At 48.0% G+C, this 16,314-nt stretch carries 25 protein-coding genes and 1 pseudogene; 19 read left to right on the forward strand and 7 right to left on the reverse strand.

What is annotated here, in order from left to right; translation table 11 throughout:
* Positions 1-60 (forward strand): 30S ribosomal protein S9 (gene rpsI, locus NSS64_RS32855; RefSeq protein ID WP_365697380.1); only part of this gene is annotated, 60 nt, incomplete at its 5' end.
* Between the two features lie 93 nt (positions 61-153).
* On the opposite strand, the gene NSS64_RS32380 is transcribed toward rpsI, so the two are convergent.
* The 3 genes and pseudogenes from NSS64_RS32380 to NSS64_RS32390 all read right to left on the reverse strand — a co-directional run.
* On the reverse strand, positions 154-1,353 hold the full coding sequence (locus tag NSS64_RS32380) for a site-specific integrase (RefSeq protein ID WP_341142929.1): 1,200 nt from the start codon (positions 1,351-1,353) through the stop codon (positions 154-156).
* Positions 1,354-1,365: 12 nt separating this feature from the next.
* A complete protein-coding gene (locus tag NSS64_RS32385; protein ID WP_341142930.1) occupies positions 1,366-2,250 on the reverse strand; it encodes an ImmA/IrrE family metallo-endopeptidase in 885 nt (294 codons plus the stop codon).
* A gap of 278 nt (positions 2,251-2,528) precedes the next feature.
* Positions 2,529-2,744: pseudogene (locus NSS64_RS32390) on the reverse strand (helix-turn-helix domain-containing protein); the annotation flags it as partial.
* A gap of 410 nt (positions 2,745-3,154) precedes the next feature.
* Between NSS64_RS32390 and NSS64_RS32395 the strand changes: the two are divergent.
* The 13 genes from NSS64_RS32395 (at position 3,155) to NSS64_RS32455 (ending at position 9,346) form a co-directional block, all read left to right on the forward strand.
* On the forward strand, positions 3,155-3,475 hold the full coding sequence (locus NSS64_RS32395; RefSeq protein WP_341142931.1) for a DUF771 domain-containing protein: 321 nt from the start codon (positions 3,155-3,157) through the stop codon (positions 3,473-3,475).
* A 53-nt stretch (positions 3,476-3,528) separates the two neighbouring features.
* Entirely contained in the window at positions 3,529-3,783 is a 255-nt protein-coding gene (locus NSS64_RS32400; RefSeq protein ID WP_341142932.1) for a hypothetical protein, read from the forward strand.
* Positions 3,780-4,475 (forward strand): ORF6N domain-containing protein, encoded by a 696-nt coding sequence (locus tag NSS64_RS32405; protein WP_341142933.1) that lies wholly within the window; start codon positions 3,780-3,782, stop codon positions 4,473-4,475. The genes NSS64_RS32400 and NSS64_RS32405 overlap by 4 nt, the downstream gene beginning before the upstream one ends.
* A gap of 4 nt (positions 4,476-4,479) precedes the next feature.
* Positions 4,480-4,662: a hypothetical protein gene (locus tag NSS64_RS32410; protein WP_341142934.1), complete on the forward strand. Its 183-nt coding sequence runs from the start codon at positions 4,480-4,482 to the stop codon at positions 4,660-4,662.
* 639 nt (positions 4,663-5,301) lie between these two features.
* Positions 5,302-6,261 carry a DnaD domain-containing protein gene (locus NSS64_RS32415; protein ID WP_341142935.1) on the forward strand — a complete coding sequence of 320 codons (960 nt, stop codon included), beginning with the start codon at positions 5,302-5,304 and terminating at the stop codon, positions 6,259-6,261.
* The gene (locus NSS64_RS32420; protein WP_341142936.1) at positions 6,258-6,473 is read left to right on the forward strand and encodes a hypothetical protein; all 216 of its coding nucleotides are present in this window, start codon (positions 6,258-6,260) and stop codon (positions 6,471-6,473) included. Before NSS64_RS32415 ends, NSS64_RS32420 begins: the two co-directional genes overlap by 4 nt.
* A complete protein-coding gene (locus NSS64_RS32425; protein ID WP_341142937.1) occupies positions 6,466-6,768 on the forward strand; it encodes a hypothetical protein in 303 nt (100 codons plus the stop codon). Before NSS64_RS32420 ends, NSS64_RS32425 begins: the two co-directional genes overlap by 8 nt.
* A 29-nt stretch (positions 6,769-6,797) precedes the next feature.
* Positions 6,798-7,088, forward strand: a complete 291-nt coding sequence (locus NSS64_RS32430) for a hypothetical protein (RefSeq protein WP_341142938.1) — start codon at positions 6,798-6,800, stop codon at positions 7,086-7,088.
* Positions 7,089-7,137: 49 nt separating this feature from the next.
* Positions 7,138-7,938 carry a DNA adenine methylase gene (locus tag NSS64_RS32435; protein WP_341142939.1) on the forward strand — a complete coding sequence of 267 codons (801 nt, stop codon included), beginning with the start codon at positions 7,138-7,140 and terminating at the stop codon, positions 7,936-7,938.
* A gap of 26 nt (positions 7,939-7,964) precedes the next feature.
* Complete coding sequence (locus NSS64_RS32440) at positions 7,965-8,228, forward strand: hypothetical protein (protein ID WP_341142940.1); 264 nt, start codon at positions 7,965-7,967, stop codon at positions 8,226-8,228.
* Positions 8,229-8,365: 137 nt separating this feature from the next.
* Positions 8,366-8,545 (forward strand): hypothetical protein, encoded by a 180-nt coding sequence (locus NSS64_RS32445; RefSeq protein WP_341142941.1) that lies wholly within the window; start codon positions 8,366-8,368, stop codon positions 8,543-8,545.
* Positions 8,542-8,778 carry a hypothetical protein gene (locus tag NSS64_RS32450; RefSeq protein ID WP_341142942.1) on the forward strand — a complete coding sequence of 79 codons (237 nt, stop codon included), beginning with the start codon at positions 8,542-8,544 and terminating at the stop codon, positions 8,776-8,778. Before NSS64_RS32445 ends, NSS64_RS32450 begins: the two co-directional genes overlap by 4 nt.
* Positions 8,779-8,824: 46 nt before the next feature.
* Positions 8,825-9,346, forward strand: coding sequence for a sigma factor-like helix-turn-helix DNA-binding protein (locus tag NSS64_RS32455; protein WP_341142943.1), 522 nt, complete (start codon positions 8,825-8,827; stop codon positions 9,344-9,346).
* A gap of 116 nt (positions 9,347-9,462) precedes the next feature.
* On the opposite strand, the gene NSS64_RS32460 is transcribed toward NSS64_RS32455, so the two are convergent.
* From NSS64_RS32460 to NSS64_RS32475, 4 genes are all read right to left on the reverse strand, one after another.
* A complete protein-coding gene (locus NSS64_RS32460) occupies positions 9,463-9,705 on the reverse strand; it encodes a helix-turn-helix domain-containing protein (RefSeq protein ID WP_341142944.1) in 243 nt (80 codons plus the stop codon).
* A 213-nt stretch (positions 9,706-9,918) separates the two neighbouring features.
* Positions 9,919-10,056, reverse strand: a complete 138-nt coding sequence (locus NSS64_RS32465; protein WP_340947240.1) for a hypothetical protein — start codon at positions 10,054-10,056, stop codon at positions 9,919-9,921.
* Between the two features lie 148 nt (positions 10,057-10,204).
* Positions 10,205-10,450 carry a helix-turn-helix domain-containing protein gene (locus tag NSS64_RS32470; RefSeq protein ID WP_341142945.1) on the reverse strand — a complete coding sequence of 82 codons (246 nt, stop codon included), beginning with the start codon at positions 10,448-10,450 and terminating at the stop codon, positions 10,205-10,207.
* 428 nt (positions 10,451-10,878) lie between these two features.
* Positions 10,879-11,127, reverse strand: coding sequence for a helix-turn-helix domain-containing protein (locus NSS64_RS32475; protein ID WP_341142946.1), 249 nt, complete (start codon positions 11,125-11,127; stop codon positions 10,879-10,881).
* 658 nt (positions 11,128-11,785) lie between these two features.
* On the opposite strand from NSS64_RS32475, the gene NSS64_RS32480 reads away from it, so the two are divergent.
* From NSS64_RS32480 to NSS64_RS32500, 5 genes are all read left to right on the forward strand, one after another.
* Positions 11,786-11,920: a hypothetical protein gene (locus NSS64_RS32480; RefSeq protein ID WP_341142947.1), complete on the forward strand. Its 135-nt coding sequence runs from the start codon at positions 11,786-11,788 to the stop codon at positions 11,918-11,920.
* A 143-nt stretch (positions 11,921-12,063) separates the two neighbouring features.
* Positions 12,064-12,600 (forward strand): phage terminase small subunit P27 family, encoded by a 537-nt coding sequence (locus NSS64_RS32485; RefSeq protein WP_341142948.1) that lies wholly within the window; start codon positions 12,064-12,066, stop codon positions 12,598-12,600.
* The gene (locus NSS64_RS32490) at positions 12,600-14,339 is read left to right on the forward strand and encodes a terminase large subunit (protein WP_341142949.1); all 1,740 of its coding nucleotides are present in this window, start codon (positions 12,600-12,602) and stop codon (positions 14,337-14,339) included. Before NSS64_RS32485 ends, NSS64_RS32490 begins: the two co-directional genes overlap by 1 nt.
* A gap of 49 nt (positions 14,340-14,388) precedes the next feature.
* Positions 14,389-15,762: a phage portal protein gene (locus tag NSS64_RS32495; protein ID WP_341142989.1), complete on the forward strand. Its 1,374-nt coding sequence runs from the start codon at positions 14,389-14,391 to the stop codon at positions 15,760-15,762.
* Entirely contained in the window at positions 15,707-16,297 is a 591-nt protein-coding gene (locus NSS64_RS32500; RefSeq protein ID WP_341142950.1) for an HK97 family phage prohead protease, read from the forward strand. The genes NSS64_RS32495 and NSS64_RS32500 overlap by 56 nt, the downstream gene beginning before the upstream one ends.
* Positions 16,298-16,314: the final 17 nt, after the last annotated feature.

Raw genomic sequence — 16,314 nt, forward strand, 5'->3', positions numbered from 1 at the left:
GAACGTAAGAAATACGGCCTCAAAGCTGCTCGTCGTGCTCCACAGTTCTCGAAACGTTAAGATTCCCTTGTTATCAAGGATTTCAAGCTCCTGGCCTTTATGGTCAGGGGCTTTAATTTTGCCCAAGAGTTTGCTTGTGACTCTATTTTGACTCTAATTATCCTCGCCATTATTGTTCATCACATCCGTGCCTGTTATTTTATCCTCTGACTCCATAAACTTCTCAAAGCGATCCGCAGTCTTTTCTTTAACAGTTCTAGTCACGTGCGTGTATATATTCATGGTCATTTTGATATCGGAGTGCCCTAAACGTTCCTGGACCTCCTTTATGCTTGCCCCAGCTTCGAAGAGTAGCGAAGCATGGGTATGACGCAATCCGTGGACTGTGACAGGGTGTAGCGTGTGTAGACGGATTATCTCAGCCAGTTTGTCGTTAGGGTATGCTAACCGTGTTGGTGTTCCGTCCTCTCTTGCAAAAATGTATCGGTCGTCTTTGGTGCCTATAGGTGCTACAGGGCCTCTGTTTTGCTCTGAGCGGTGCTTTCGGAGCAATCCAAGGGTTGTATCATCCAAACTTAGGATACGCCTAGAAGCGGCTGTCTTAGATGTTAAATCCATAAAGCCTGTCTTATCTTGAAATAAAGTTTTGTTGAGCGTCAGACTCTTGTTCTTAAAATCAACGTCATTCCAACGAAGTGCTAGAATTTCTCCTTTTCGTGCACCGGTATAAATCAGTAAATGAAACATCATGTAGTCGCGCTGGGAACATTCTTTCTTAACAATCCCGAGGAATTTTCTTATTTCGTGCTTCTCCCAATAATTTCTCTGCAGATCATCTTCATTCGCTAAATGTTCATTTTCTCCTTTGGGGAGAACTACGCCCTTCATGGGATTGGTAGTTCTTATATCCATAAAGATGGCGTATTCAAATATCTGATTGGCATACATCTTCATGTTATCAATTGTTTTGATCTCTTTCGCAATCTTGTTTATGACTTCCTGGCAGTATGAACGGGTGATATCTCGCATCTTGATTGCTCCAAAGTGGGGAAGCAGTTGCTTCTTAAATTTAGATAAAACAGCCTTTTTTGTGCTTGGTTTGAAATTTGGTGAATTAGTTTCGTACCATTGTTCATACACTTGCTGAAATGTTGTTGTTTTATCCTGGGAAATGAACGACCCGTTTGCCACTTCTTTTTCTGTCTGAGCTGCGTCCAGTTGAGCTTCTTTCTTTGTTTTGAATCCTCGTTTAGTAGACTTTTTTCGTTTTCCGGTTTCAGGGTTGATTCCAGCATAATACTGGTACATCCAACGAGGCCCGTCTTTAGTCGTATATCTTTGGAAGCTGGCCACTACATTTCCTCCTTACCATGATAGGTTCCGGGTCATGGCTTGATCCCGGGCAATCTTCATTTCAACATCGTTCATTTGAACGATAAAACAATTTTGTTTTAATCCATGTCTGTACAAAAGCTGATGGACTTGCAGTGTAACTTTACCGTCAAAACAAATAACGTCGCTGCTGAGTACCGACACACATTCAATTCGCTGTATTTCCTCTAAATCAATTTCTGCAAGACGTTCCCCGATAGGTAATTCAATTTCCCGGCAGTTCATAAGGGTCCATTCGTCTAAGGTTACAACAAGTTGTGAAGGCCCATCAGTTATTCCAGAGGGGTCATAATAGACGGAAAACTCCACAGGTTTACTCATGATTGTTTTCACCTCCTTTTTAAATTGGTATGTAGCCGATGTCTCTGCACACATGAGTGCTTCGAATTCTCGGCGTAAGATTTGCTCATACCGTTTACGTGCTTGTTCCATACTTACTGAAAAGGTTGAGGAAATTTGTTTTATAGCTTGTCCATGATCCGGTGGAAGATTTAACTCCTTAATCATGAAGAAGGGTAGGGAAGCATAAAGAACAAACAATTCTGCATCCTCTTCCTGATACTGCACAAAAGGAGAAGGTAAGGTTGCCTGGTTACCAGCGTGCCGTAGTAAATGGCATAACTCGTGGAGAAAATCCTCTCTTTGCTCCAAAATTGATTTTCGTTCATCAAGAAAAACTATTCTTTTACCGTTCATTGTTTCATGTGAAAGGCTTTCAGAATTAAAAAAAACAACTGTTATTTTAAGTCTGTTTGCAATAAATTCAGTTGTAATGTTGTCGGGAGTCATGATGCCATTCCCTAAGTAAAGTTGCTCAGTGTATTGTTCAAGGTGAGTTTTTTTGTAATATTTAAACATGGTACCCCTCCTATGAGATCGTATGTTCGTATGTATGGGCGTGCAGAATCAGCCTGAAAGCTGAAGCTACAGAAATCACTTTTTTATTCAGAATCAGCAGCACGTTTGATAATTTCCCAGACCTTTTGAAGGTCTTTTTTACGTTCTTCAGGTGCATCTAAATAGCTTTTGAAAAAAATGCCGTGTTCGGGATTATTAATAAAAGCCTCAAACTCAGCTAATTCCGCTGGACTGAGAGCGGGAGTGTCTTCACGCCCTAACCTTTCTTTTTCGCCGGTTTCCATGGCTACCATTTCCTCAAGTTCTTCTACCGTTATCCCTAATCCTTTTGTAACTTTCAGTACATTGTCTATAGATGCTCCACCTACACCACGGTTTAACATGGTCTGCAGGGTTGTTGGAGGGAGTCCAATTCGTTCCGCAAAAGCGCGACGACTATATCCCTTTTCTTCGATTAAGCGAGATAAGATTTTTGCTCTCTCCACAATCTCCATACCTCCATTGTATTTTGTACGTTATTCCGTATATAGGTACATATTACAACATGAAAAATGCTTTGTAAATATACTTTGAACGAAATTAAGTATAATATTTAGCGCTTTTCTATTGACCTTGAACGTGATTACGTATATAGTTCAAATCAAGCCGAACGTAATCACGTTCATGAAAGGGGCTGAAGGAATGAAGTATGCGAATTTGAGTTCGGAAATGGAAAGGAGAGGGGTAACAATATCCGCCATGTCTAGGGAGTTGAAAATGAGACGGGGGACTATTAGCGACAAACTTCATGGAAAGTTCAGGCTTCATTATGACGAAGCAGTCAAAATTAAACGCATCTTTTTTTCAGATTGCGATATAGAACAACTATTTTCTACGGATGAGAATAACAAAGGGGGTGTGTAAGTTGGATTCCCCAGTTATTCAAGTTGTAATTGATAACGAATTTGTCCGGCAGTTGGCTCACGAAGAAGTAAGCCGCATTGTTCAAGATTGTGCCCCCTCAGGTGTCTGGTGGGACATGAAACGGCTTGAATCCGAAACGTGCCGTAAGCGTGATTGGCTCATTGCGAACATTTTGCTTAATCCAGATTTCAAACAAGAAATGCGCCTTTGCTCAAACGGAGGCGAAGGCGGACGCTGGATGTTTCGGGCTTCTGAGATGAGTAAATTTCTTGACAAGAATTTTGAGGCGTTGAATAAATCACCTTCTAAGCTAATTCGTTAGTTTTCAGACATCATAACTACATCATAAAGGCTATACCTGGAAGGGGCGGAGTTATGGATAATACAGCAATTTACGTAGAGCAGCAATGTATTATAAACGGCAGCCAACTGCACATGAAACAGAGCAATGATATATACAGTATGCAGGTGACGATGCAATCCTGTTTGGATGCAGGGGCGCCGCCGGATCTGCTCCGGCAGATCATCGCCATGTACCGCCGACATTACGCTGGGAATAAAGAGATGCAATTTGTAATCAATGATGTAGAGGTTCGTTACATCACATCACTGGAGGGATACACACCATGACCCAAACCGTACAAATTCAAGTTAACCAACAGGCCAAGAGCCTTCATATTCGTGAAATTTCAGGACAGCGTATAGTGACATTCCGGGATATTGACGAGCTTCATCGGCGTCCGGAAGGAACTGCAAGCCGAAATTTCCGGGAGAATCGTGAACGCTTTATTCCCGGTACAGATTACTTCGAGGTTACGCCAGAGCATTTTCAATCCGACGAAATTCGTCGCTTTGGGATTTCAAGCCCGCGCGGCGGGACAGCCATCACAGAATCCGGTTATCTGATGTTGGTCAAATCGTTCAATGATGATCTTGCCTGGAAGGTGCAGCGCCAGTTGGTCAATAGCTATTTCAGGGGACCAGCTTCTTCGCGCGAATCGTTGCGCTCTTTGATGGCGGCCACACATAACCTGCTTGCAGGTCAGGAGATCATCAATGAACGGCTGGAGGATGTAGAGCACAAGCTTGAGACTCAAATCACGCTGGACAGTGGGCAGCAGCGCCGCCTGCAGAGGTCAATTAACCAACGAGTGTGTGCGATTGAGCAAATTAAAGAAGCCCGCGGGGAATGGTTCCGGCAGCTCCATAAGGAAATCAAGGACCGCTGGAGCGTCAGCAGCTACAAAGATGTGCTTAAGCATGATCTGCAGGAAGTGATGAACTATGTTGCAGCCTGGGTGCCGATCCGGCGGGAGGAGTAGGACAATGATGGAGGGTGTGAAGGAATGCCGTTATCAAATGCGTTTTTGGCTGGAAGCCAGCAAGGATGCAAGAATGCGGGGGGATGAAATTAATGAGCAACATGCTATTCAGATGTTTAGGTGGCACCGGGATGATTTACTCACCATCTGGAGCAGCTCAGTGGAAAGCGCCGCACAATGTGGATAATCTGTGGACAAATGAAAACAGCCCAACGGGTTAGGAGCCGTGGACTGTAGCTTGACAAAATATATTACCGTGATTTTATCAGGGATTAGGGGGAAAAGCAATGAAAACAGCAGATAAGGAGAAATTTGTAATTGTCGGAACCTGTGCAAATCTGGATTGCCGTCGGTTAATCCTTTTCGGTCAGTCCGCTGTACGTTGTGGGAATGTGCTTTGCTGCAATTATTCATGTCTTAATCAGCACATGTTTGGTGGTGCCCGCCGTGGTTAGCTTCGGGTTCCATCCTGTCCCGAAACCGAAGCATAAGCGTAAGAAGCCAACCGCCAAACAGCGAGGAGCAATTAGCAAGGAAGTATACTCGGCGGCGTTGGAGAGATCCGGCGGCCGCTGCGAACAATGCGGAAGCACGGAAGGCCTACAATGCGCCCACCTGCTACGTCGATGGCAGATTGAAGGAGAAACCACCGTTAATGATGTCGCCATGCTCTGCGGTCCCAGCGTCAACAGCGGTACATGCCACCATTATGTGGATTATACTGCTGGCGGGAAGCAATGGGCGCTGAATAAACGAGAGGAATTTTATTCCCGGTCTTTCCCGGAATTTCCGGGAAATTCACATAACAACAAGGAAGGCGCTGCCGATGGCTGAAAAAAGAATGCTCTCAAAAGTAATTTCAATATCGGAGAAGGTCAACGAGCTGCCTGATATATTCGATATGCTGCTTTACACCTGGATGATCCCCCATGCAGATGATTTTGGGCGCTTGGCGGGTTCTCCGGGCAAGATCAAGGCTTTGATTGTGCCGATGATAAACAAGTCTATCCATGATATACGTGAATCCCTGCAGGTTCTGAATCATCAAGGGCTGATTCTGTGGTATGAGGTAGACGGCGAAAGAGTCGTACAGATTCAGCAATTTGAGAAGCACCAGCAGGGCTTACACAAGCGGACGCGCTCTAAATTCCCCGACTTTCCGGGAAATTCCGGGAATGTCCAAGAAATTCCCTCTGAACTGAAGAGAACTGAACTGAACAGAACTGAAGAGAACAGAACTGAAGAGAACGGAACAGAAGAGAAGGGAACAGAACAAGAAGAGAACGGAACTGAAGGCAGTATGTCAGCTTCGCCTGATGCAGCAGAGGATGAATATCTATATGGTGGTGGTCCTCTTCCATCGGTTCCCGATGCTTTTAGAATGTTTGAAAGCGAAGGATTCGGCACTATCAGCAATGTAACTAAAGACCAGCTCAATGAGTTTATCCAAGATTACACCGAAAAATGGCTTTGCGAAGCCATGAAAAAGGCTGTCTTAGCCGGAAAGAGAACTCTGAGCTATGTGCAGGGTATCCTCAAACGCTGGAAGGTCGAGGGGATTGATGATCCTTGGACCAAGGACAAGCCGCCCGAGCAGACAGGCGGCAGGGGACCACGCGGGGGATACAGTGGCAAGCCACATATTGAGGTCGTCAAGCCGACAACGGACGGACCCACTCCGGAGGATATCGCCCTGCAGCAGAAACTGCTTGCGGAGCTTCAGGCCAAAAGGGAATCGAAACGCCGCCAAGAAGAGCAGGTAAGAGGGGAGGGGCCAGACCGGTGAGGAAAATGTGCTCGGTACCTACCTGCCAGCTTGACGCCACAACGACATGGGCGACCGTGCCAGTATGCCAGTACTGCCGGGATATCATCATGCAGGAGCAGCTTGAATATTACAGAGGCAAGCTCCAGGAGCATGAACGTTGCCGTTACATCCGGATAAGGCATATGACGCCGCTCTGGTCGATCCTCAAGCGGGAACTGGCCTATGGTTGATCAGAATGGATGGTTGTCCCGCTCCGAGGTGGTAGCCTGCGGGAAGCCTGTATACATCACCGGTGGCCCCGGTTGGCGCCCGGCGCGGCCTGAAGGATGGCTTTTGCTTCCCCGTTACCGCTGTGCAGAGCTTGGCGCTCATGTTGCAGCCTGGGAGAAGCCCGCGGCTTACCTTCATGTTCCGAAGGCGATTCCACCGAACAGTTACGCTCCGCTGTATGCCCGGAGCCCTGAGCAAATTGACAGGAACCGGCTTACACCCAGCGAGCTGGCCGAAGCGGAGCGGGGATCATGATTCTGGTGTGCCTGGAGTGTGCAGCGGATATGCAGGAGATCAAGCAGAATGTGTTCCGCTGCCCCTGCTGCGGCTGGGGAGCGGAACAATTAACCATTGAAGGAGGGAATGCATTGAATACAACCCCTATTCCGCATGAAGTACAACAAGCTTGGGATACCGTTGCAAAATATTTGGAAGGGAGACCTGAATTCTCTTTTTCGATATCTCCTTGGTATAACAGCGGTGAACCTGATGAAAGAGCATCGTACACTATCGAGACCTTTGAAGGTGAACGAATCCAGACGGTTATCGCTTCCGTTGTAGTCCGTAGAGAATAAATTGAAGTCGCAGTAGACGCATACAGTTCACCAAGAAAGGAAGGACCACATGGCAGTTCCAAGGATTTTGCATTATCCCGGCAGCAAGTGGAGCTTGGCCGAGTGGATTATTAACCACATGCCGCAGCACACAACATATTTAGAACCGTTCTTTGGATCTGGCGCGGTGCTGTTCAACAAAGAACCCGCGGTGCTGGAGACTATCAATGATATAAGCGGCGATGTAGTTAATCTGTTCCGAGTGATTAGGGACAGGCCGGAGGATTTGGCCCGGGCGACTTACTGGACCCCTTACAGCCGGGAGGAATACCTTTCTTGCCAAGCAGGGGGGAATTCAGACTTGGAAAACGCGCGGCAGTTCCTTGTTCGTTGCTGGCAGAGCATCAGGGTGAAAACCGGGTCAATCTCAGGGTGGAAATGCCGAGGGACGGCAGATGATTCGTACCGGGTGAAACAATGGAACAACCTGCCGGACAAAATTACTACAGTTGCAGAACGCCTTAAGGACGTACAGATTGAGAACCGCCCGGCGCTGCAGGTGCTTGGCCGTTACAACCGTCCAGACGTCATGATATACGCTGATCCGCCCTATCTGCTGGAGGGCCGTAATGGAGCAATCTATGAGAATGAAATGAGCGAATTAGATCATTCGGATCTGCTTGACGCATTACTGCAGCATACCGGCCCGGCCATTTTGAGCGGGTATGATAGTGAGCTTTACAATATCAAGCTTGCTAATTGGCGACGAGAAGAGCGGCAGCAGGTCATTGAAACCGGACAGAGCCGGACAGAGGTTATATGGATCAATACAGTTGCAGCAAGTCAGGTCGGACAGCTTAGTCTATTCTGAATGAATATAGCAAAGGAAGGTGTAAAGTGAAACCCTCTGAAATGTTATCTCCGGCTGAACAGGAAGAATATATATTGATTTCTAATAAATGTACAAATTATGAAGCCCTGTATGGTTGGAAAGTTGGGACTGTATTGAAACGAGTTTCAGTTTGGTACGGATCAAATGGATGCGGTAAGAACCTGAAACAAGCATATTTTGTTCCTGCAGATTCAAACCGTTGTAGCAGTCACATTGTATGGAGCGACCATATCAAGGGAGTAACTGGGCAGCTAGAGATGGATTTTTAGTTTCGCAGTCCGAAGATGTAAGTCATCAGGCCGTCAGGCTATCGAAACGCGACCGAGTAAACCAGCGTAGCGGGACCCGAAAGAGATTGCCCAAGAAGTTTGGAAACTCAACTAAGTTCAATTGGAGGCAACCAAAGATGGGGAAATGGCATTACGAAATCAAGAACAAAGCCAATGAGGGTACCGGAAGCCTACACGGCTCCATTAAAAAATCACAATTAACACCAGAACAACGAGCTGAATTAGATTTAAAGTATCCCCGTCCAACCGGTAAGGCAGCGGAAAGACCATTTGTTATCAGGGGAACGATTGAATGACTTGGTATGCCTATCAAGTTCGGGATGCCCTAAAGGCTGGCCATAGACATTTTAACCTGCATAGTGGCGCAGTGGCCGAGGTTCTAAAATACGGTGATTCTTGGGTACGTTACAAAACTCCAGCCATGAGCTTGTTTCTGAGCACCAACATGCGGGGATTTGGATATTCGGTAGAGAGCATTCATATTCCGGTTGATAAAGAAAAAAGCCCTGACTCAGCATCAGGGCAATAACCAGTAACTTTTATCCTCCATAAATATATCACAAGGGGGAATGGGGATGAAAACAGCACAGAGCATAACGCCAGAGCAGCACGTTACGGACTTAGGCCCAGCAACCGTGTTAACTTACCTTTTCTCCTTAAAGGGCGCTGAACAGGCTTACAGGAGGGCTGACGCAGACGACAAAAAGGTTATCTCCGGCATGGTATCTGATTGTGAATTTGTCATAGAGTGGCTATCAACTGGACGGCGCCCCGGCAATAAACGCGGCATAGAGCGGAGGGCGGCCTATCAGCTAGAGAAGCCTATGGACCCGCTTCGGATGCAGGCGTTTGCTTCCAGAAGCACGGCAGGCAGTCCGAGTAATCTAAGTGATTGGGAAATGTTCCAATTAGAGGACGCATTATCTACGTTAAGCCCCAGGGAGCGGGAATGCTACATGCTGGCCTACGGAGAATGCTTCAGCTTCGCAGAAATCGCCATGATGTTATTCATAAGCAAAGCCAGTGTTCAAGAATATCTGGAGCGGGCGCAGAAGAAAATAACCGACGCATTGAACAGCAGTTTATTTCTTACATGATTTTTTGTCCTACGACTGCCACCTATAAGTATAGGCTTTCGCGTAGAGTATTAATGAGTTTGTGACGGGTGGGGCCGCTGAAAAGCGGCCTTTTTTTGCATAAAGAAAGCCCGGCATCAATCACCGGACTTGTCTTTCTTTGTATGGTAGGCTTTGGCTGCTTCCTTCCGCTCCAGTAGATCGGAGCGGAAGAATAAACGTTCGCGGCCTGTTTCTTTGACAGGCTTAAGCTTGCCGTTCTTCACGAAACCGTGAATATTTTGCCGAGAAGATTCCAGAATTTCCATTGCTTCTGAGACGCCGCAGACTTCACGGGAGATCCATTCTGCCAATTCTTCTTTACTGTTGAAAGTGTACATTACCACCCCACCTTTACCAGCGTGATAATAGTGAGCAGCAAGGCAATGACACTGAAGGCGAAGGCAGTAAGGATAAGAGTTTCATACGTCTTTTTGGTCATGTTGACAGCTCCTTTAACCTTAGATTTAAACTATGCTATAATGTGAAGTGAAAGACGCTCTTTATTGTCCCCCTACTTCTCAGCCCCTTGCGGGGCCGAGTTTCGGGCTGTGCTACTTAAGTAGCACTTTGGCAATGGCGATGATCGAGAGGACCAAAGCTAGGAATGAGTTGATCAAAACGATGATTGCAGTCACCGCTTTGATGCGCTCAACTCTTTCCTCAGAGCGTCTTTCGCTTCTTGATTTCAATGTTATCACCTCCTCTCTTTATATATTAATTATACCATGATACTTAACGATTGTAAAGTATGTATTTGAATTTGTCCTGTCAATTGACGGGACTTTTTTGTTTACAAGGTTGCTGAAAAGCGATTTCTTGCATAAAGAAAGCCCGGCATCAATCACCGGGCTTGTCTTTCTTTGTATGGTATGCCTGAGCAGCTTCCTTTCGCTCCAAGCATTCTGACCGCAGGAACCAGCGTTCGCGGCCGGTGTCTTTCACGGGTACCAACTTTCCCGACTTCACAAACTTGTGAAGATTCTGGCGGCTGCACTCCATAAGCTCCATAGCTTCCGAGGTGCTGAGGATTTCCCGGCCTAAAAATTCGACCAACTCCGCACGTTCTTTAAACGGCCCGGTCATGTCAGTACGTAGATCATGAGAGTCACCACATTGATAGCGAGAGCAGTGACACTAAGCCAAAGAGCTAAGGTCAATTTGCGGTTTACAGACATGTGATCAGCTTCCTTTCGTGGTATAATCAAGGCGAGAAGAACGACCCTTTGAATTTCACTGGAACCCTTTGGGAGCCTTTCGGCTCCCTCTGGGCTTCTGATTAATGAATCAGAGCAGTGATGAGGTTGATGATCGAGGCGATCACGCTGATGGTGGCACCCACAAGCACGATCTTTGCAACTCGTTCATCCCGTCGTTCTTCTTTTCTTGTCTTTCTCATATTGTTCACCCCCTTTCTATACTTTAATTATATCATGATGGGTGACAAAAGTCAACCATCTATTCAAAGTAATTGGGTGTTTTATCGTTGTTTAGCCGCATAAAAAAGCCCGGCATCATTCACCGGGCTGGTCTGCTTTAGGTTTACGGTTATAGGAACTAACGGACTCCTGCAGCTCCAGCACATCAGAGCGGAGAAAGAGCCGGTCACGGCCGACAGTCTTCACAGGAACAAGCCGGCCCTTCTGCACGAAATGGTGGAGATTCTGCCGCGTGCAGTTCATGATCTCCATGGCTTCCGAGGTGAAAAGGATGTTCTCAGAAACCCACTCATTCATTTCCTGCTGGTCTTTAAATGGATTCATCACCATTTCACCACCAGAATAATCAGGTTAATGATGCTTATAGCCAGTGTGGCATACGTTACCATGTTTGTGGTCTTTTGAGTCATATTTTATCGCTCCCGTCATTATGTTATACTGGAAGAAAGACAGCCCTTGTTATTCATCCCCTACCGCCTGGCCCCTTGCGGGGCCGAGGTTTCGGGTTCCACTACTTGAGGAGTAGTTTGATGAGGGTGAGGATTTGGACAATCAAGCCGATGATTGCTGTCACCGATTTGATTTTGTTGTCCCTATCCTCTTTCTGTCTTTCTTTCCTTGTCTTCATTATCATCACCTCCTTATATATACATTATATCATTTTGTTTTACGTATGTCAATCAAATAACGTAAATAGTCCGGTCATTTGATCGGGCTTTTTTGTTGTCTATTAACAGGAGAGGGTGAGGATAAAGGAATGCCTAGCAAGCCTAAGCGCCCATGTGGAAAGCCTGGATGCCGTGAGCTGGTGAGCAAGGGCGGATACTGTGACAAGCACAGGCAGGAGCGGGAGCAGCGCAGAGGGACAGCAGCAAGCCGTGGCTACGGCCACAAGTGGAGGATAGCCCGAGAAGAATACTTGATGGAGTACCCGCTGTGTGTGGAGTGTACAAGGCTGGGGTTAGCAGGAGCAGCGTCACACGTGGACCACATCATAGCCCACAAGGGAGACCCGCTGCTGTTCTGGGACCGGAGTAACTGGCAGGGATTGTGTGGACCGCACCATAGCGACAAGACGGTCAGAGAAGACGGCGGGTTTGGAAATGAAATAAAATAATTTTTTTAAAATTTATTTTTTTGAAAAAGTTTCAGACCCGGGGGGCTGGGGAAAAAGTTTAAAAAATAAAATGGCGTAGACCGTCGCCCCCCTTAACGCATATAAAGTTCCCCACTGAAAAGTTCGGAAGGGAGGTTTTGGAAGTGGCTGGAAAAAGACAACCTATTGATTTACTTTTATATAAAGGAAAAAAGAACTTGACAAAGCAAGAAATCGAGACAAGAAAAAAGCAGGAAGTGAAGGCGCCCGCCGATAAAATCCGGGCGCCTTCGTATTTGTCCAAGGAGCATAAGCGGGATTTCAACAAAATAGCCAAGGAGCTGGAGCGGATCGGCATCATGTCTAATCTGGATGTGGACGCTTTGGCGCGGTATATCATTTCCCGGCAGATGTATCTGGACGTAACCGAGGCGCTACTAAACCGGAAGCCCATTGTTCAGTATGAGGTCAAAGAAAATGACGATGTGGACGGGGAACTGATCCCGAATACAACCACCAAGGAAGCAGCCAGCGGCGTGTATGCAGATCTGTTGTTGAACCAGGACAAGTTGTTCAAACAGTGCAGACAAGCGGCTGCTGATTTGGGTATGACGATTGCTTCCCGGTGCCGGTTGGTCATTCCGGAGGGACCCGAAAAGGGGGAACCTTCCGAATTTGAACAAAAGTTTGGTGATGTATAATGCTGGGCCTGAAACACTGGATGATGAGCTATTGCTACGATGTCATTCATGACGATGTGCCAGCCTGTCAAAAGCATAAGCAGGCGTGTGAACGATTCCTACGGGACATTGACCGAAGCGGCACAAAGGAATTTCCTTATGTCTTTGATGAAGACCGGGCGATGAGGTTCTTTGAGTGGATGAGCCTATTCCGGCACACCAAGGGAGTCCTAAAGGGCGAACGCCTGCAGCCGCATGACATTCAGGTCTTTGTCTTTGGAAATGTGTACGGCTGGGTGGATATGAACAAAGGCTACCGCCGATTTCGTAAGGCGTACTGGCAAGTGGGACGGAAGAATGCCAAGTCTCAGACGCTGGGTTGTGTCGCTACCTATGAAGCTATGGCCTTTGGAGAAGGCATGTCCGAGGTCTATATCGGGGCGACGAAGTCTGAACAGGCAAAAATCGTCTACAAGGAAGCTAAGGCCATGCTTGCAGGCTGCCCGGAGCTGAAGGGGAAATGGCGGGAGGCATACGGGAGGATCACACATACCAAGACGGATTCCGTAATACGCGCCCTGTCCAAAGAAGACCAGAAGACCGGAGACGGCTTGAACCCGCAGGCGGCCATTATTGACGAATATCACGCCCATTTGACCACAGAGATTTACGATGTGTTGGATTCCGGGATGGTGGCCCGGCCGCAGCCCTTGCTGATGGTCATTACGACGGCCGGGGATGTCAGCGGGCCTTGCTACCGTGTGGAATATGATTATGTTTCCCGTCTGCTTGATCCGGCCGACCAAGCCGAGAATGAGCAGTATTTTGTTATGGTCAATGAGCTGGACAAAGACGAAGACGGGAACCTCATTGATGATATCCGCGATGAAAAAGCATGGCTTAAAGCAAATCCTATCGCCGCCTCTTACCCGGAAGGCTTAAACAATATCCGGGCGCGTATGAATGAGGCGTTGGAGAAGCCGGAAGCGATGGACGACTTCCTAACCAAAAATATGAATGTGTGGATGGCGACGGGAGAGAAGAAATATCTGCGGGCAGACCGGTGGAAGTCCTGCGGCGCTTCGGAAGCCAATCCTTTTCCTGAACTGGATGGCAAGCTGGGCTATTTAGGCGTCGATTTATCATCAAAGATCGACTTAACCAGTGTGGGATTTGTGTTTCCCTTGGAGGAAGGGCGTTATGCGGTGCGGGGGCATTCCTTCATGCCGGAGGAAACGCTACTACAGCGGGAAAAGAAGGACAAGGTCCCTTATAGCCGCTGGGTGCGGGAAGGTTGGCTGACTCCAACGCCGGGCGCGGTGGTGGATTATCGTTTTGTACAAGCCTACGTCCTTGAACAGATTGAAGCGAACGGGTGGAAGGTGCAAGAGAACTGTTTCGACCCGTACAACGCCACTCAGTTCGCGCAGAACATGGAAACAGAGGGGTTCATCCCCGTGGAGATCCGGCAGGGGATAAAAACGCTTGGAGAACCTACCAAGTCCTTCCGCGATAGTGTCTTAGAGAAGAAGATCATCCACGACAATGATCCTGTCATTGCATGGGCGTTCGGGAATGCGATAGCCCGGGCAGATCACAATGACAATATCATGCTGGATAAACAAAAATCCCGGCAGCGGATTGACCCCGCAGCCTCTATCATAAATGCTTTTGTTCGGGCGATGTTTGATACGGAGGATACATCATCCGATGTATCAGAGTTCAGCAAAGAAGATTTCTTAAAGAAACTATGGGGCTAATGCCTTGGAGGGAGGGGGTGCATGTGTGAGACAGAATTTTTTAACACGAATGTTTGGTTTTGGCCGGAACGAAGCGGAAACGCGGAGCTATGAAGTGGGCCTGAATGACCGGAAGCTGCTGGAATGGCTGGGTTTGGATGTGGGGCCGGGCGAAGTCAATATCAAAGGCTGGAACGCCCTGAAGGTGGACACGGTATATGCCTGCATTAAGGTATTATCGGATGCGATATCCAAGCTGCCGCTAAAAGTGTACCAGGAGGACGATTCCGGAATTACCAAAGGAGCTAAACATTATTTGTACCGGCTGCTGAAGCTGCGACCGAATCCGTACATGTCCGCAGCCGACTTCTGGAAGGCCATCGAGGCAAACCGGGCCATGGGAAACGCGTATGCTTCTATCGAATTTGATAAGCGGACCGGTAGAGTGGTGGGTCTCTGGCCGATGGATGCCAGCAAAGTCCGGGTGATTGTGGATGATGCCGGGATATTGCCAGACCCGACACTTCGGATAGCCTCCAGTAAGACGCGATTATGGTACGAGGTGGACATTGGTAACGGTCAAAAGCGTAAGCTGCTGCCGGACGAAGTGCTTCATTTCAAGGGCAGCATTACCTTAGACGGCTTAATCGGTGTGCATACCATGGATTACCTGCGGACTTCTGCCGAGAATGCGGCGTCTGCGGGCAAATTCATCAACAATTTTTATAAGCAAGGGCTTCAGGTCAAGGGTTTGGTGCAATATACCGGTGCGCTGGACGAAGGCTCCAAAAAGGTATTCATAGATAACTTTGAGAGCATGACCGCCGGACTGAAGAACAGTCACCGAGTCGCCATGATGCCGTACGGCTATCAATTCACGCCGATATCTATCAGCATGGCAGATGCTCAGTTTCTCCAGAACACAGAGCTGACCTTCCGACAGATTGCGAATGCCTTTGGCGTCAAAATGCACCAGCTCAATGACTTGGCGAAGGCCACTTACAGCAACGTGGAGCAGCAGCAACTCGCGTTCTACTCTGATACCCAGCAGCCCATTCTCACGACCTACGAACAGGAGCTTTCCTATAAGCTGTTCACGGATTCGGAGCTGGACGACGGGTATTACTGTAAATTCAACGTCGATTCCATCCTACGGGCCGACCTGAAAACCCGGTATGAAGCCCACGCGAAAGGGATTTCGGGCGGATTCCTCACGCCGAACGAAGCGCGGGCAGCGGAAGACAAGCCGCCAATGCCGGGCGGGGATCAACTTGTGTTTAACGGAAATGTCATTCCATTAGTCATGGCAGGCCAACAATACGTGAAAGGGGGTGAAGAAACTGAGCCAGAAGAAGACGAACCCGACTCCGACGAAGGAGAAGAGGGCAATGCCAGTGAAGCTGGAGATCCGGGAGACGGAAGCGACGGAGGAACAGCCGAGTAAGCGGACCATCACCGGCGCGATTAAGTATGAAAGCGACAGCGAGGAAATGCGCGATTGGTACGGCGACACCTTTGTGGAGCAGATTGCCGCCGGTGCCTTTGATGAAAGCCTCGCGGCCCGGGATGTGGTGGGCTTGTGGTCGCATGATACCTCTCAGGTGCTGGGCAATACCAAGAGTGGTACGCTGAGGCTCTTAAGCGGCAAGCAGGAGCTGCGGTTTGAACTGGACCTGCCGGATACCACGAGCGGTAATGATGCTTTTGCTATTATCCAGCGCGGGGATGTGGACGGCGTATCCTTCGGGATGCGGGTCACCAAGGATAAATGGTCCTCCGAGACCCGCGAGGATAAAAGTAAGCTCTACAAACGCTCCATATTGAACGCGGAGCTGTACGAAATCTCCCCGGTAGCCTTCCCGGCTTATCCGGCAAATGAGGTTTCGGCCCGAAGCCTGGAGGATTATAAAGCCAGTGAGCAGCGGGCAGCCGACCAGTTGTTAAAACAGAAAATGTTGATTGAGCTGGAGCTGATCTGATCGGCTCTTTTTGTTTG

The organism is Paenibacillus sp. FSL H8-0122 (assembly GCF_038005345.1).
GTDB lineage: Bacteria > Bacillota > Bacilli > Paenibacillales > Paenibacillaceae > Paenibacillus_AQ.

Bases quoted from the DNA above. Each gene is read 5' to 3' on its own strand.
- NSS64_RS32425 (WP_341142937.1), top strand. From the start codon at position 6,466: ATGGTTGATCAGAATGGATGGTTGTCCCGCTCCGAGGTGGTAGCCTGC.
- NSS64_RS32455 (WP_341142943.1), top strand. From the start codon at position 8,825: ATGAAAACAGCACAGAGCATAACGCCAGAGCAGCACGTTACGGACTTA.
- NSS64_RS32435 (WP_341142939.1), top strand. From the start codon at position 7,138: ATGGCAGTTCCAAGGATTTTGCATTATCCCGGCAGCAAGTGGAGCTTG.
- NSS64_RS32410 (WP_341142934.1), top strand. From the start codon at position 4,480: ATGATGGAGGGTGTGAAGGAATGCCGTTATCAAATGCGTTTTTGGCTG.
- NSS64_RS32490 (WP_341142949.1), top strand. From the start codon at position 12,600: ATGCTGGGCCTGAAACACTGGATGATGAGCTATTGCTACGATGTCATT.
- NSS64_RS32475 (WP_341142946.1), bottom strand. From the start codon at position 11,127: ATGAATCCATTTAAAGACCAGCAGGAAATGAATGAGTGGGTTTCTGAG.
- NSS64_RS32470 (WP_341142945.1), bottom strand. From the start codon at position 10,450: ATGACCGGGCCGTTTAAAGAACGTGCGGAGTTGGTCGAATTTTTAGGC.
- NSS64_RS32415 (WP_341142935.1), top strand. From the start codon at position 5,302: ATGGCTGAAAAAAGAATGCTCTCAAAAGTAATTTCAATATCGGAGAAG.
- NSS64_RS32430 (WP_341142938.1), top strand. From the start codon at position 6,798: ATGCAGGAGATCAAGCAGAATGTGTTCCGCTGCCCCTGCTGCGGCTGG.
- NSS64_RS32495 (WP_341142989.1), top strand. From the start codon at position 14,389: ATGTTTGGTTTTGGCCGGAACGAAGCGGAAACGCGGAGCTATGAAGTG.
- NSS64_RS32450 (WP_341142942.1), top strand. From the start codon at position 8,542: ATGACTTGGTATGCCTATCAAGTTCGGGATGCCCTAAAGGCTGGCCAT.
- NSS64_RS32405 (WP_341142933.1), top strand. From the start codon at position 3,780: ATGACCCAAACCGTACAAATTCAAGTTAACCAACAGGCCAAGAGCCTT.
- NSS64_RS32400 (WP_341142932.1), top strand. From the start codon at position 3,529: ATGGATAATACAGCAATTTACGTAGAGCAGCAATGTATTATAAACGGC.
- NSS64_RS32460 (WP_341142944.1), bottom strand. From the start codon at position 9,705: ATGTACACTTTCAACAGTAAAGAAGAATTGGCAGAATGGATCTCCCGT.
- NSS64_RS32445 (WP_341142941.1), top strand. From the start codon at position 8,366: ATGGGGAAATGGCATTACGAAATCAAGAACAAAGCCAATGAGGGTACC.
- NSS64_RS32385 (WP_341142930.1), bottom strand. From the start codon at position 2,250: ATGTTTAAATATTACAAAAAAACTCACCTTGAACAATACACTGAGCAA.
- NSS64_RS32500 (WP_341142950.1), top strand. From the start codon at position 15,707: ATGCCAGTGAAGCTGGAGATCCGGGAGACGGAAGCGACGGAGGAACAG.